This is a genomic window from Streptomyces sp. MA5143a, assembly GCF_900290235.1.
GTDB lineage: Bacteria > Actinomycetota > Actinomycetes > Streptomycetales > Streptomycetaceae > Streptomyces.
Genome location: NZ_OLMK01000130.1, coordinates 1 through 12,877 on the forward strand (window position 1 = coordinate 1; position 12,877 = coordinate 12,877).

The window sequence follows — 12,877 nt, forward strand, 5'->3', positions numbered from 1 at the left end:
CCGATCTCGGCCCGCTGGCCGATCACCGGGCGGTGGACAAGGTCCGCCATCTCGTCGAGGACGCCGTCGCCCGTGGTGCCGTCGTCGTCGCGGAGGCGGACATCCCTGCCGGGCCTGGCCATTACGCGGCCCCGACCGTGCTGGACCACGTCCCCGCCGACGCCGCGATCATGAGGGAGGAGGTCTTCGGTCCCGTCGCCGCCATCCACCGCTTCTCCACCGAGGCCGAGGCCATAGCGGTGGCCAACGACACCGAGCACGGCCTCGCGTCGTATGTGATGACGTCCCACATCGACCGCGCCCGGCGGGTCGCCGCCCGGCTCCAGGCCGGAATGGTCGGCATCAACCGCGGCCTGGTCTCCGAGGTCGCGGCACCCTTCGGCGGGATCAAGCAGTCCGGATTGGGCCGCGAGGGCGGGCCCGAGGGCCTCCACGAGTACCAGCAGCTCAAGTACCTGTCCATGCCGGGATTCCACACCTGAGCAAGACCCGGGTAGGCAGAGTTCGGGGCGCGAGCAGTCACAGGCCCCCGGCGGGGAACCTCGTTCCTTCCCCGCCGGGCCGACCCCTAGCTAGGTCTCCGTCGTCTCCGGCCGGCCCGAGGTCTGGCTCTCGCCGTCGCCGGGTCGGGGCGCGGGATCGGGGCGCCAGGTTCTGGGGCCGCCCTTCAGGCGTTCCAGTGTGCGCGTCAACTGCTGGAAGGGGGACGTCGACTGCGTCGCGGAGGGCTGCTGCTCGGCGGGGGCGACCGCGGCCGACTCGCGGTACACGGCGAGCGCCTCGTGCGCACGTTCGGCCGCTTCCCGGTACAGGTCCCGGGACTGTGTCATGGCCTCCAGCGCCTCGGCGTACATCGCCACCAGCTTCCGCTCGCGGACGAGTTCCTCCTCCAGCGTGAGCAGATGCCACTCCTCCCGCAGCGCGGTGAGGGCGGCGTCCGCACCGTCCGGCAGGGGCCGCGGCAGGGCGGCGAACCGTGTCACCGCCGCGATGAGGTCGGTCGGCTCCGAACCGTCCAGGAACACCGCGCGTACGGAGAACTCCCCGGCGTCGAGGTCGGCGGGCGCGGGCCTGCCGGGCAGTACGACGGCGCCGCCGCGCGGGACCTCCAGGTCGAACTCCCGCAGCGCCCAGTTCACCACCCGCAGCTGGTGCGGGGCGGCACGGTGCTCCACCACACGGTGCCGCAGGCTCGGCGCCAGCCACCGGGCCAGCGGCAGCCGACCGCGCTCGTCGGTACTCATGGCCTCGTGGACGACGACGTGGACGCACCATCCGGCGTGCCCCGCGTCCCTGAGGAGACGGCGGGCGTCCTTGTCGTCCTCGGGAAGGGCGTTGATCCTGCTCAGCGACAGGCCCGTGGCCGCGTCGTGGTCCCAGTCGCCGTACTCCGGCCAGAACCGGGTGACCGGGGAGGGCCACGCCGGGTCCCACGGTTCCTCCGCCTCCGCGACGATCGTCCACTCCCGCCCGGCGCCGATGTCAGGCGCGAGGCTCAGCCGGGCGCGCACCGTCACCTCCCCGGCGACTCGCCAGCGGGCCTGGAAGACCCGCTCGGGGGAGTCGCCCCCGGGGTCGGGCAGTTCCAGGAAGTCGTCGATGGTCCGGTTGTCCTTGAGCCGGCGCAGGGTGTGGCGGAGGACGTCCTCCGCGTCGGGTCCGACATGGCGGCCGCGCGCCGGCCACACCGTGGGAGGCGTCGTGGGACGGGCTGAGGGGGAGGCAGGCATGAGTCCATCGGGCAGCAGGGGCACGTGCGCCTGCCAGTATCGTCGTCGCGGCCCGGCGGAGATCACCGGGGGTCCCGCCCGGCCCCGCGTCCGCCCCGCGACCGTCTTCGAGGTACCTACCGCTCCTCACCTCCCCGATCGGCCTGCGGCTCACGTCCCGAGACGACATCGGTCACGCCGGACTCGTCCGCCGTGTCGTCACCCGGACGAGGTGTGCCGCGACCGCCCGCCTGGCCGCCGCCGGTGCTGCCGTAGCCGCCCGGCACGCCGGGGACGCTGTCCGCGTCGGCCTGTTCCCGGCTGATGTGCCGGGTGGCGCGCACCCCGGCGCGCCGCTCGGGATGCGGATAACTGAAGGGACGAGCGGCGGCGCGGGCCTCCTCGGCCGCCTCCGCCTGCTCGGCCCTCTCCTTGGGGTCCGGTGCCTTGCCGTCATGTTCCTTGCCGTGATGTGTCCTGCCGTGATTCATGCGGTCCGCGTACCCCTGCGCGGGCGGGCCATGTGACGCGGAGGGGTGCGCGTGCGGAGGGCATGCGTCAGGACGCCTTTCCCCCGGTGAGGGCACGCCGCACGTGTTCGGCGATCAGCGGGTACACCTCGCGGGCCTTGTCCTCGTCGTTGGCGTCGTAGCCGTGATCGGCGCCGGCGACGTCATGGTGGCCGACCAGCGCCCCGGCCGTACGGAGCCGGTCGGCGTAGGCGACGCCCTCCGCCTTGAGGAGGTCGTACTCGGCGGTGACCACGAGGGCCGGGGCGATCCCCGTCAGGTCGGCGGTGTCCGCCGGGTTGGCCGGTGAGGCGAGGCGGTCGGCGCGCTGCTTCGGGTCGGGGATGTAGGAGGTGTCGAAGACGTCCGCCATCCAGGGGCGCAGCAGCGGCTTGGCGATCGCGGCGCGCTTGTCCCGGCCGGGGGTGGCCAGGTCCAGCGGGGGATAGTGCAGGACCTGGAGGGCGAGGGAGGGGCCACCCTCCTCCAGGGCCTGGCGGGCCACCGCCGCCGCGAGCCCGCCGCCCGCGCTCTGTCCGCCGACGCCGAGCCGGGCGCCGTCCCAGCCCTGCTCACCGCCGTGCTCGGCAACCCACCGGACGACCTCGAACGCCTGCCGGGGCGCGGCCGGGAAGGGATGCTGCGGGGCGACGACATAGTCCACGTTGAGGACGGCGACACCCGCCTCGACAGCGAGGCACCGGCACAACGCGTCGTCGAGCTCCACCTGCGGCATGACATAGCCGCCGCCGTGGAAGTTCACGTGGACCGGCGGGGGAGCGCCCTCGTCGTCCGACGGCAGGTAGAGCACCGCGCGGGCCGGGCCGAACGAGGTCGGGATCGTCAACTCCCGCGTGGCACAGGTGTATTCGGGAAGCCGGGCGAGCCAGGACGCCGTGGACCCCGTTCCGGAGGACCGCCTGCTCAGGACCACCGACAGGCGTTGCATCGTCCTGGCCGCCAGGGCGGCCACCGCCGGGCGGGCGAGGAGGGACATGGGTGGCTCCGTTCGGTCCGCGGGCGCTCGACACCACCGCGGAGCGCGCCGTCGTGTGAGCAAACCAATCATCAGGAAACCTGTTAATTGAGACCGCATCGTACGGGGTATGCATCCGGTTGGCCAGGGATGCCCGCCATGAACTTACTTGAGTCAGGCAACTATCTGGTACGGTGGACCCATGCCCCCCTCACCGCTGCCCCTCGACCCGGCCTCCCCGGAGGTGGTCGAGATCGAGCGGGCCCTCACCCGCATCACCTACCTCAGCACCCGGGCCCGGGCGCACGAGCGTCTGATGAGCCTCGCCGGGGTCCCGCTGGACCGCGCCGCCGTGGCCCTCCTGCGGCAGATCGCCGACTCCGAGCCCATGCGCCCCGGGGAGCTGGCCAACCGCCTCGGCGTCGAGGCCTCGCACGTCACCCGCCAGGTGCAGCAACTGCAGAAGTCCGGCTACGTCAGCCGCGTCCCCGACCCGGACGACCGCCGCGCGCAGCGCATCGAACTCACCCCGGCCGGGCAGCAGGCCATCGACCGTGTGCGCGAGGCCGGCGTCCGCGGCATGCAGATGGCCCTGGCGGAGTGGTCACCCGAGGAACTCCGGCAGCTCGCCGGCCTCTTCCACCGGATGGTCGACGACTTCCTCACCCACGCCAACGACATGGCGGAGCAGGAGCCCGCCGAGCCGGCGCACACCGGCTGAGGCGCGCGGAATCCCGGCCGAGGCCGGCGCCCGCGACAGGGGTACGCCATCCCCGGCAGGCATGGACGGACGGCGGGCAGGGCATCCCCGGCAGGCGCGGCATCATGGTCCGATGGATCATCACTTCGTGGGAATCCCGCAGTTGACCGGCGTCCCCCGCGTCGCGGTCGTCATCGACGTCATACGCGCCTTCACCGTGGCCGCCTGGGCCTTCTCGCTCGGCGTCGAGAAGACAGTCCTGGCCTCGACGGAGAGCGAGGCGCTCGCCCTGAAGGGGAGCCGCCCGGGGTGGCTCGCCCTCAAGGACGGTCCCCCGGCGGAGGGCTTCGACGCGGTGAACTCGCCCGCCCTGCTCAAAGGGCACGACCTCGCCGGTCGCACGCTGGTGCAGAAGACGACCGCCGGAACCGTGGGCGCGCTCGCCGTCGCGGACTCCCCACTGGTCCTCTGCGCGAGCTTCGTCGTGGCCGGCCCCACCGCGCGCTACCTGCGGACACGGGCCTCCGGCCCGGTGACCTTCGTCGTCACCGGCGAGGAGGGCCGCGCCGACGAGGACCTGGCCTGCGCCGAGTACATCGGCGGACGCATGGCCCGTGACGACGTCGAGGCGGCCCCCTACGTCCACCGCGCGAGGACGTCCCGCGCCGCGGCGGACCTCGCCGCCGGGCTGCGCGGCGGATACCACCCCGACGACATCGACCTCTGCCTGGAGGTCGACAGGTTCCCCTTCGTGATGACGGCACGCCGGGAGGACTCCCTGACGGTCCTCCGCCCTGTCCCGGTGCCCGACACCCCGCCCGGCACGGACTGACCGGAGCCCGCGCCGGGACCTCAGGCGGAGTACCCGAGTTGCTTGCGCACGTACGGCGTCATCAGGGTCCTCGCCTTCGCGAGGGTGCTGGTGCGGCCGCCGAGCACGGCGGTCTCGCCGCCCGGCACGGGGATCAGGGTGAGCCCGTCGGCCGGTCCGAACGGCACGATCAGCGGGGTCCGCTGGACCGGCCGGTAGAAACGCGGCTCCTTGCGGTGCTTCCCCGAACTCCCCAGGTAGGCACGGATGTTGTGCGCGGCGATGTCCGCCTGGGCGATCGCGGCCGGGGAGATCTTCAGCTCGGTGACATCGTTCACGTCACCCACCGCGAACACGTCCAGCCGCCCGTCCACCCGCAGCATCCGGTCGACCTTCACATGGCCGGCCGCGTTCAGCCAGTCGCCGTGCCCGGCCAGCCGCAGCCACAGCGTGTTCGGGGTGGTGCCGGTCGCCCAGAACGACAGATCCGCCTCGATGAGACGGCCTCGGCCGTCCCGGTACGTGCCGAAGTCGGCGCCGGGGGAGATGAACGAGTCGAGGCGCACCTCCACGTCATGAGACTCCAGCCAGGCACGGGCCCGCCGTCCGGCCCACTTGCTGCCGGTGGAACCGAGCAGCGCCGATCCCGCGTGCGCGAGCGTCACCCGGGTGGCGGGCCGGGCCAGCCGGATCTCCGCCGCGAGCTCCACACCGCCGGGCCCGCCGCCCACGACGAGCACATGCTCGGCCGCGGCGATGCTCTCCTGGTGCGCCGTGAACGTCTTGGCCGCCTCCTCCGTGGTCGTCCCGAGGAAGCGGGCGGGCTCCGGATAGTCGGCGCCGGTGGCGATGACCACCACGTCGTACGGCAGCCGCTCACCGGTGGCCAGCTTCACATACCGTTCGCCGGTGTCGATGGCGACCGCCTTGCCCACCACCACCCGGCCGTTGCCCAGCAGCCGGTCGTAGGGGATGAAGGGCGTCGTCGTCCATTCCTCCTGCACACCGGCGCGCAGAGCGGCGATGCGATGGAAGAAGACCTCCTTGCGGTCCACCAGGGTGACCCGCGCGTACTCGTCCAGTTGCCTGGCGAGGCGGATGCCCCCGTATCCGCCGCCGATCACGATCACTTCGCCGTCAGGCACGCCGATTCTCCTGTGCTGTTGTGGGGGGAGAGAGGACGAGCCTAACGTTTGAAACTTAAAGCTATGGGAGGGGTTTGTGTGCCTTGTGTGAAGCGGCGGCGGACGACACGTGTAACGCTCTGCCTAGGCTGGACCCGTGACCGACGACAGCAGGCCCCTCGCCGTATTCGATCTCGACAACACGCTCGCCGACACCGCGCACCGGCAGCGGTACCTGGAGCGCAAGCCGCGCGACTGGGACGCGTTCTTCGCCGCCGCCCCGCAGGATCCGCCGCTGGCGGAGGGCATCGAGCTGGCGCTGCGGTACGCCGAGGAGTGCGAGGTCGTGTATCTCACCGGGCGCCCCGAGCGCTGCCGGCGCGACACCGTCGACTGGCTCGCCGCGCAGGGGCTTCCCCGGGGGCGGATCTGGATGCGGCGGAACCACGACCGCAGGCCGGCCCGCCGCACGAAGCTGGAGATCCTGCGGCAGCTGGCCGGGACCCGCGAGATCCGCGTCCTCGTGGACGACGACGAACTGGTCTGCGAGGACGCGGAGCGGGCGGGCTTTCCCGTCGTGCGGGCGCGCTGGGCCGCCGCCTCCGCCGAACTGAAGGTGGCGCAGGAACGGGAGGGCCGCACCTGACGCCGTGCGGGGACGAGGGGGTCAGTCCGTGCCCTCGAGCCGGAAACCGACCTTCAGGCCGACCTGGTAGTGCGCGATCTCGCCGTTCTCGATGTGCCCCCTGACCTGCGTCACCTCGAACCAGTCCAGGTTGCGCAGGGTCTGGGCGGCGCGGGCGATGCCGTTGCGGATGGCGTGGTCGACGCTCTCGCCCGAACTGCCGACGATCTCGGTGACCCGGTACACGTGGTCGGACATACGGCTACTCCAATCGGGACCTCTCGCCGTGGCCGGCACGGCCACACGTCCCTCCACGGTGCCCCACGTCGCGCTCCCGCGCGAGACGGTTGTCGCCGGGTGCGGAAGAGCTCGGGGGCGCGGGTGGGCCGTGGTTTCTCGCGCGGCCGAACCCCGCCCGATCACCCCGCCACGCTCAAGGACAGTGCGAAGCGGCCCTCCCCGTCCGTCCACCAATGCGTCAGGTCCAGCCCCGCCGCGGCCAGTTCGGCCGTCACCCCCTCTCTGCGGAACTTCGCCGACACCTCGGTCCGCAGTTCCTCGTCGGCCGCGAAGTCGACCGCGAGATCGAGCGCGGGGACCTTCACGGTCTGCGCGGTCCGCGACCGCAACCGCATCTCGATCCACTCCCGTTCGGCGTCCCACAGGGCGACGTGCTCGAACGCGCCGGGATCGAAGTCCGCCCCCAGCTCACGGTTCATGACGGACAGGACGTTCTTGTTGAACGCGGCCGTCACCCCGGCCGCGTCGTCGTACGCGGCCACCAGCACCGCCTCGTCCTTGACCAGGTCCGTGCCCAGCAGCAGCGCGTCGCCGGGCGCCAGCAGGGCCCGCACGGAGGCGAGGAACACGGCCCGTTCCTCGGGGACGAGATTGCCGATCGTGCCGCCGAGGAACGCCACCAGCCGCGGCCCCGGGGTCTCGGGCAGCCGGATCCCGGCGGTGAAGTCCGCGATCAGGGCGTGCACCTCCAGCCCCGGCCGCTCGGCGACCAGCGCCTCGCCGGCCTGCCGCAACGCGCTCTCGCTCACATCGACCGGCACGTACGCGTGCAGCTCGGGCATCGCGTCCAGCAGATGCCGCGTCTTGTCGGACGAGCCGGAACCCAGCTCGACGAGCGTGCGCGCACCGCTCGCCGCGGCGATCTCCGCCGCCCGGCCGAGCAGGATCTCCCGCTCGGCACGGGTCGGGTAGTACTCCGGCAACTCGGTGATCCGGTCGAACAGTTCACTGCCGTGCGCGTCGTAGAACCACTTGGGCGGCAGCGTCTTCGGGGTGCGGGTGAGGCCGTTCAGGACGTCGGCGCGCAGGGCCGCGCCCGTGGCGTCCTCGGGCAGGGTGCGGGTGAGGTGGAACGGGCTCACGCAGGGGACTCCTTCGGTCGTACGGGGACTGGACCGGCGCCCGGGCGCCCGGTTTCCTCCGGTTCCTTCAGCGGGGTGAGCAGGACGTCCGTGCGGTCGGCCACGAGCAGCGTGCGGTCCGGCACCTCGACCCAGTGCGGGTCGTCGTCGTACGGCTCGGACGCCACGACGGTGCCGCGACCGGGCAGGGCGAGGTACCACAGGGTGTCGCCCCACGCCGTCGCGGTGATGCTGTCGCCGCTGGTGAGCAGCAGGTTGAGCCGCGACCCGGGGGCCGCCCGCGCGACCTCAAGGACCGTGTCGGCCAGCGCCTGCCCCTCCTCGTCACCGGCCCGCAGCCGGTTCAGCACCAGGGCCCACACGAACGCGGAGTCGTTGCGGGCCTCCATCGACAGGAGCTCCACGGCGGGCAGCCCGCCGGCCAGCGGCGCCAGGGACCCGGGCCACCCGGAGACCGCCCCGTTGTGGCTGAACAGCCAGGGCCCGCCGGCGTACGGCGCCGCCGCGGCCTCCTGGTCCGCGCCCGGCACCGTGGCGTCCCGTACGGCGGCGAGCAGCGCCCCCGTGCGGACCACCCGGGCGAGATCCGTGAAGGACAGGTCGCCCCAGATGGGCCCGGCCCGCCGGTAGCGGCCCGGCACCGGGTCGCCGTCCGCGTACCAACCGACGCCGAAACCATCGGCGTTGACGGTTCCGTACCGCTGCCTACGCGGCGCCCACGACTGCCGGAACAGACCGTGCGGCGGTTCCACCAACACCGCGCCGAGCGGCACCTTGGGCCCAAGATAGGCCACGTGACGGCACATCAGACGGCCTCCGGCGATGCGTCACGGGCCGTGCGGAAACCGCTGAAGATCTGCCGCCGGATCGGATAGTCCCAGTTGCGGAACGTCCCCCGGCACGCCACCTGGTCCACCGCGAACGAACCACCCCGCAGCACCTTGTACTCGGGGCCGAAGAACACCTCCGAGTACTCCTTGTACGGGAACGCCGTGAAACCCGGGTACGGCAGGAAGTCGCTCGACGTCCACTCCCACACGTCACCGATCAACTGCCGCACGCCCAACGGGGACGCGCCCTCCGGGTAGCTGCCGGCCGGGGCCGGACGGAGATGGCGCTGGCCCAGGTTGGCGTGGGCGGGCGTCGGATCGGCGTCGCCCCACGGGTAGCGCGTGGAGCGCCCGGTGACCGGGTCGTGGCGGGCGGCCTTCTCCCACTCGGCCTCCGTGGGCAGCCGCCGCCCCGCCCAGCGGGCGTACGCGTCGGCCTCGTACCAGCACACGTGCAGCACCGGCTCGTCGGCCGGCACGACCTCGGTGACGCCGAAGCGCCGCCGCAGCCACTGCCGGCCGTCACGCCGCCAGAACAGCGGCGCGGTGATGCCGTGCGCGCGGATGTGGTCCCAGCCGGGGGCCGTCCACCAGCGTTCGTCCTCGTAGCCGCCGTCGTCGATGAATGCCTGGTAGGCGCCGTTCGTCACCGGGGTGGTGTCGATGTGGAACGGCGGGACGACGCGCCGGTGCGCGGGCCGCTCGTTGTCCAGCGCCCACGGCTCGGTCGAGGTGCCCATCATGAACTCCCCGCCCGGCACGAGGACTTCGTCCGGCCCCGTGAACAGCGGTGCCGGACCGGGGTCGGGCGCCGACAGCACGGCCGGACCCCGGCGGAGCTGATGGGTGATCAGCATCGTCTCGTCGTGCTGCTGTTCGTGCTGGGCGATCATGCCGAAGGCGAAGCCCGCCTCGGTGAGCCGGGTGCCGTGGAAGTCGCTGCCCTCCAGCACGTCGAGGGCCCGGCCGCGTACCTCGGCGAGGTAGCGCCGGGCCTCCTCCGGCGGCAGCAGCGGCAGCGAGGGCCGCTCGGAACGCGGATGCTCGAAGGCGTCGTACAGCCCGTCGATCTCGGGCCGTATCGCCTCCCGCCCCGCGACATTGCGCAGCAGCCACAGCTCCTCCTGGTTGCCGATGTGGGCGAGATCCCACACCAGCGGGGACATCAGCGGCGAGTGCTGCGCGGTGAGGTCGGGCTCGTCGACGGCGGACGTGAGGAGCGCGGTACGGGCGCGGGCCGTGGTCAACGCCGCCAGCGCGCGCTCCCGCAGTGTCTCGGGGTCGGCGTCGTGCGTCGGGGCCGGCGTCTCGGGCGCGGTCATGCGGGGAGGTCCTTCCCGTGCAACTGGTCGAGCAGATCGTCGGCGGGACAGCGTCCCCGGGCCACCTGGCGGTCGATGAACTCCGCCACGGCGTCCAGCACCCGGGTACTCGCGCCGAGCCGTGGCAGCGCCTCGGCAGCCGCGGCGAAGCAGACGGCCGCCGCCTCCCGCAGCTCGGGGTCGGCCAGGCCCGAACGGGCCGCCGCGTCCCACAGCGGATTGCGCGGCGCCCGCAGGGAACCGGCCCGCTCGGCCAGGGGCTTGACCGCCCGGTAGGCGACCTCGGTGGCCTCCGGGTCCTCGAACAGCGCCGTCGTCACGGCGAGCGGCACGAGCCAGCCGTCCTCACCCGGCTGCGCGTCGATCATGCGGAGCTCCAGATGGCCGCGCGGCCGGACCGGCGGGAACAGCGTCGTCATGTGGTACTCGAGATCGGCGTGGCTCGGCGGGGTGTCGGACCGGATCCACTCCCGGAACGACATGGCGCCCGGGACACCCCAGGGCCCCTCGTCGGCCCGGACGCACATCACCGGCGCGTCCAGCACCAGTCGAGCCCAGGCGCCCCGGGGGTCGCCGTCCAGCTCCGGGGCCGTCGTCCGGCCCGGGTCCATCGCCGCCCACAGCGACTGCCGCGTCGAACGCCAGCCGGTGACCCGGCCACCCGCCAGCGGGGAGTGCGCGAACGCGGCCAGCAGCACCGCGCCGAGCTGGTGCGTCAGCCACCAGCGCCGCTGGTAGCCGAGGGGGCCCGGTTCCTCGTACCCGGCGTCGATACAGACCTGCACGGACGCCGACGAGCACATCATGGACCGGCCCTCGGGCCCGAAGCGGTCGAGGTACACCTCCATCGCGTCGTACCGGGGCTCGCGCAGGAACCGGGTCGGGGGGTTCCAGGGATCATGGCCGAAGCCACTGATGCCGAGGTCCGCCTCGCGCAGCGTCGCGCGTACGGCGTCCAGGTCGGCGCAGACGGATCCGACGCACTCCATCAGGGAGGCGGCGGGAGCGGAGCTGAGCTCCAGCTGGCCACCCGGCTCGATCGTCAGCGACGACGCCAGGGGCAGGGTCCGCAGTGCGGCGTAGGCCGCTTCGAGTCGTGCGGGTGTCGCGGGGAGCCGCGGATCGCGCAGCTCATGGACGTGCCATTCGAGTTCGACACCGAGGGTGCGGGGTGGTCCGGTCTTGAAGCAGATGCCCCGGACGAGGGCCTCCACCTCCGCCTCGGTGACCAGGGAGCGCTGCTCCGTACAGCCACTAGCCGAATCTGACATGTCGGGATCCTCCTGAGATTCCACCATGTCGCCGATCCACTGCCGCGAGGGCCGGACCGGCGGTGCTCGTCCCACCCAAACCGCTGGGTGACGTTCGCACAAGGGTGCACATCGTGGCAATGCGGATCGTCGATCTCTGTTTCCGGGAACTTCAGGCACCTCTTCCCGGACCCGTCGAGGGTCATTCACGCCAGGAAAACTCCGTTGCGGTCATCCACCAGCATCGCCCACGATGCGTCCATGAGCACGACGGGGGAGCGCGCACGGGGGGCGTTCATGGCGCGCACGGGGGTGGCGCCATGAGCGCCCGCCTGCGGGGGATCGCACGGGAGACCGAGGACATCGTCGCGGCGGGGCGCTACCGCGCACCGGACGGCCGTGAGGTGTCGCTCGCGGAGTGGATCGACGCGGCCCGCTCGGGTACGCGCCTGTACGGCCCGGAGCCGGTGCGGGTCCCACTGTTCGCCCCCGGATCCGTGCCGACCCGGATCGAGGTCACCGGCGAGAGCAGCCTGGAGGCCGCCCGCCGCCTCACCGGCACGCCCAACGACACGGCTCCCGTCGCCGTCCTCAACTTCGCCTCGGCCCGCAACCCGGGCGGCGGCTACCTGAACGGCGCCCAGGCCCAGGAGGAGGCCCTCTGCCGGGCCTCCGCCCTGTACGTGTGCGTACGCGAGGCCCGCGGTTTCTACGACCACCACCGCGCCCACCGCGACCCGTTCTACACGGACCGTGTCATCCACTCACCCGCCGTGCCCGTCTTCCGCGACGACCGCGGTGACCTGCTGCCCGCCCCGTACACGGCCGGTTTCCTGACCTCCGCCGCCCCGAACGCGTCGGTCGTCCGCCGTACGGCGCCGGAGCGCGCCGGCGACCTGCCGCGCGCCCTGGCCGTGCGCGCGGAACGGGTCCTGGAGACGGCCGTGGCGCACGGCTACCGCAGGCTGGTCCTGGGCGCCTGGGGCTGCGGTGTCTTCGGCAACGACCCGGCGCACGTGGCGAGTGCGTTCCGTGCGCTCCTCATGGACGGCGGCCGGTTCGAGGGCCACTTCGAGTACGTGGTGTTCGGCGTACTGGACCGCACGAGGGGCGCGACGGTCCGGGCGGCATTCGAACGGCAGTTCCGCGCCGTCCCCTCGGAAGTACCGACCGGGTCCTCTAACGCCAGCCGTACCGCTCCCGCAGCCGGTGCACGACGGAGTTGAACCGCATCCGGTCCAGGGCGCACGCCTCCCGCCGCATCCCGGCCTCGTGCAGCCGGAGCACCCGGTCCACGTCCACCCAGGACGGCCGCCCCGAACGGTCCCACGGCCCGCTGCCGATCGGCACCCACTCCCGGTCCCCGTCATGCCGCTTGCTCGACAACTGCACGGCGAGGAACGTCCCGCCCGGCTCCCGTGCCACCACCAGCACGGGCCGGTCCTTGCCCCGCCCGTCGTTCTCCTCGAACGGCACCCAGGTCCACACGATCTCCCCGGGGTCGGGGTCCCCGTCGTGCGCGGGCGAGTACTCGGTACGCACACGCCCCACCGCGCGCGGATCGGCCTCGGTGGTGGCGGAGGGGCCGTAACGGCCGGGAACGTCTTGATCGGCGAACGCAGTCACGGGGCAACGCTAA

Annotated in this window: 15 protein-coding genes; 5 read left to right on the forward strand and 10 right to left on the reverse strand. The window is 72.8% G+C overall.

The features are described 5' to 3' along the window. The coding region (locus tag SMA5143A_RS40410; protein WP_258194023.1) for an aldehyde dehydrogenase family protein at positions 1-482 on the forward strand (482 nt) is incomplete at its 5' end. Positions 483-572: 90 nt separating this feature from the next. Here SMA5143A_RS40410 and SMA5143A_RS40415 read toward each other — a convergent pair. The 3 genes from SMA5143A_RS40415 to SMA5143A_RS40425 form a co-directional block, all read right to left on the reverse strand. Next, a complete protein-coding gene (locus SMA5143A_RS40415; protein WP_258194024.1) occupies positions 573-1,730 on the reverse strand; it encodes a hypothetical protein in 1,158 nt (385 codons plus the stop codon). A gap of 116 nt (positions 1,731-1,846) precedes the next feature. Next, on the reverse strand, positions 1,847-2,200 hold the full coding sequence (locus SMA5143A_RS40420; RefSeq protein WP_107467790.1) for a hypothetical protein: 354 nt from the start codon (positions 2,198-2,200) through the stop codon (positions 1,847-1,849). 67 nt (positions 2,201-2,267) lie between these two features. Next, on the reverse strand, positions 2,268-3,215 hold the full coding sequence (locus SMA5143A_RS40425) for an alpha/beta hydrolase (protein ID WP_107467791.1): 948 nt from the start codon (positions 3,213-3,215) through the stop codon (positions 2,268-2,270). Between the two features lie 181 nt (positions 3,216-3,396). Here SMA5143A_RS40425 and SMA5143A_RS40430 point away from each other — a divergent pair, with 181 nt between their 5' ends. Together SMA5143A_RS40430 and SMA5143A_RS40435 are read left to right on the forward strand one after the other, a co-directional pair. Further along, entirely contained in the window at positions 3,397-3,915 is a 519-nt protein-coding gene (locus SMA5143A_RS40430; protein ID WP_181362262.1) for a MarR family winged helix-turn-helix transcriptional regulator, read from the forward strand. 112 nt (positions 3,916-4,027) lie between these two features. Further along, positions 4,028-4,726: a 2-phosphosulfolactate phosphatase gene (locus SMA5143A_RS40435; protein WP_107467792.1), complete on the forward strand. Its 699-nt coding sequence runs from the start codon at positions 4,028-4,030 to the stop codon at positions 4,724-4,726. A 20-nt stretch (positions 4,727-4,746) separates the two neighbouring features. Here the strand turns inward: SMA5143A_RS40435 and SMA5143A_RS40440 are convergent, their stop codons facing one another. Beyond that, a complete protein-coding gene (locus SMA5143A_RS40440; protein ID WP_107467793.1) occupies positions 4,747-5,850 on the reverse strand; it encodes an FAD-dependent oxidoreductase in 1,104 nt (367 codons plus the stop codon). A 136-nt stretch (positions 5,851-5,986) separates the two neighbouring features. Between SMA5143A_RS40440 and SMA5143A_RS40445 the strand changes: the two genes are divergently transcribed. Then, positions 5,987-6,475, forward strand: a complete 489-nt coding sequence (locus SMA5143A_RS40445; protein WP_107467794.1) for a phosphatase domain-containing protein — start codon at positions 5,987-5,989, stop codon at positions 6,473-6,475. A gap of 21 nt (positions 6,476-6,496) precedes the next feature. Here SMA5143A_RS40445 and SMA5143A_RS40450 read toward each other — a convergent pair whose 3' ends face one another. The 5 genes from SMA5143A_RS40450 to egtA form a co-directional block, all read right to left on the reverse strand. Next, a complete protein-coding gene (locus tag SMA5143A_RS40450) occupies positions 6,497-6,712 on the reverse strand; it encodes a dodecin (RefSeq protein WP_055541560.1) in 216 nt (71 codons plus the stop codon). Between the two features lie 161 nt (positions 6,713-6,873). Continuing rightward, entirely contained in the window at positions 6,874-7,836 is a 963-nt protein-coding gene (gene egtD, locus SMA5143A_RS40455; RefSeq protein ID WP_107467795.1) for an L-histidine N(alpha)-methyltransferase, read from the reverse strand. Then, positions 7,833-8,642: an ergothioneine biosynthesis protein EgtC gene (gene egtC / locus SMA5143A_RS40460; protein ID WP_107467796.1), complete on the reverse strand. Its 810-nt coding sequence runs from the start codon at positions 8,640-8,642 to the stop codon at positions 7,833-7,835. The genes egtD and egtC overlap by 4 nt, the downstream gene beginning before the upstream one ends. Then, positions 8,642-9,988, reverse strand: coding sequence for an ergothioneine biosynthesis protein EgtB (gene egtB, locus SMA5143A_RS40465; RefSeq protein ID WP_107467797.1), 1,347 nt, complete (start codon positions 9,986-9,988; stop codon positions 8,642-8,644). The genes egtC and egtB overlap by 1 nt, the downstream gene beginning before the upstream one ends. Continuing rightward, complete coding sequence (gene egtA, locus SMA5143A_RS40470; protein ID WP_107467798.1) at positions 9,985-11,259, reverse strand: ergothioneine biosynthesis glutamate--cysteine ligase EgtA; 1,275 nt, start codon at positions 11,257-11,259, stop codon at positions 9,985-9,987. The genes egtB and egtA overlap by 4 nt, the downstream gene beginning before the upstream one ends. Positions 11,260-11,558: 299 nt before the next feature. Here egtA and SMA5143A_RS40475 point away from each other — a divergent pair, with 299 nt between their 5' ends. Next, positions 11,559-12,464, forward strand: a complete 906-nt coding sequence (locus SMA5143A_RS40475) for a TIGR02452 family protein (RefSeq protein ID WP_181362263.1) — start codon at positions 11,559-11,561, stop codon at positions 12,462-12,464. Here the strand turns inward: SMA5143A_RS40475 and SMA5143A_RS40480 are convergent. Beyond that, positions 12,418-12,864, reverse strand: a complete 447-nt coding sequence (locus SMA5143A_RS40480) for a type II toxin-antitoxin system PemK/MazF family toxin (RefSeq protein WP_107467800.1) — start codon at positions 12,862-12,864, stop codon at positions 12,418-12,420. The two genes, SMA5143A_RS40475 and SMA5143A_RS40480, sit on opposite strands and share 47 nt — an antisense overlap. Positions 12,865-12,877: the final 13 nt, after the last annotated feature.

What these genes read in the sequence shown, in the direction of transcription:
- SMA5143A_RS40415 (WP_258194024.1), bottom strand. Translation starts at nt 1,730, where the DNA reads ATGCCTGCCTCCCCCTCAGCCCGTCCCACGACGCCTCCCACGGTGTGG.
- SMA5143A_RS40420 (WP_107467790.1), bottom strand. Translation starts at nt 2,200, where the DNA reads ATGAATCACGGCAGGACACATCACGGCAAGGAACATGACGGCAAGGCA.
- SMA5143A_RS40425 (WP_107467791.1), bottom strand. Translation starts at nt 3,215, where the DNA reads ATGTCCCTCCTCGCCCGCCCGGCGGTGGCCGCCCTGGCGGCCAGGACG.
- SMA5143A_RS40430 (WP_181362262.1), top strand. Translation starts at nt 3,397, where the DNA reads ATGCCCCCCTCACCGCTGCCCCTCGACCCGGCCTCCCCGGAGGTGGTC.
- SMA5143A_RS40435 (WP_107467792.1), top strand. Translation starts at nt 4,028, where the DNA reads ATGGATCATCACTTCGTGGGAATCCCGCAGTTGACCGGCGTCCCCCGC.
- SMA5143A_RS40450 (WP_055541560.1), bottom strand. Translation starts at nt 6,712, where the DNA reads ATGTCCGACCACGTGTACCGGGTCACCGAGATCGTCGGCAGTTCGGGC.
- egtC (WP_107467796.1), bottom strand. Translation starts at nt 8,642, where the DNA reads ATGTGCCGTCACGTGGCCTATCTTGGGCCCAAGGTGCCGCTCGGCGCG.
- egtB (WP_107467797.1), bottom strand. Translation starts at nt 9,988, where the DNA reads ATGACCGCGCCCGAGACGCCGGCCCCGACGCACGACGCCGACCCCGAG.
- egtA (WP_107467798.1), bottom strand. Translation starts at nt 11,259, where the DNA reads ATGTCAGATTCGGCTAGTGGCTGTACGGAGCAGCGCTCCCTGGTCACC.
- SMA5143A_RS40475 (WP_181362263.1), top strand. Translation starts at nt 11,559, where the DNA reads ATGAGCGCCCGCCTGCGGGGGATCGCACGGGAGACCGAGGACATCGTC.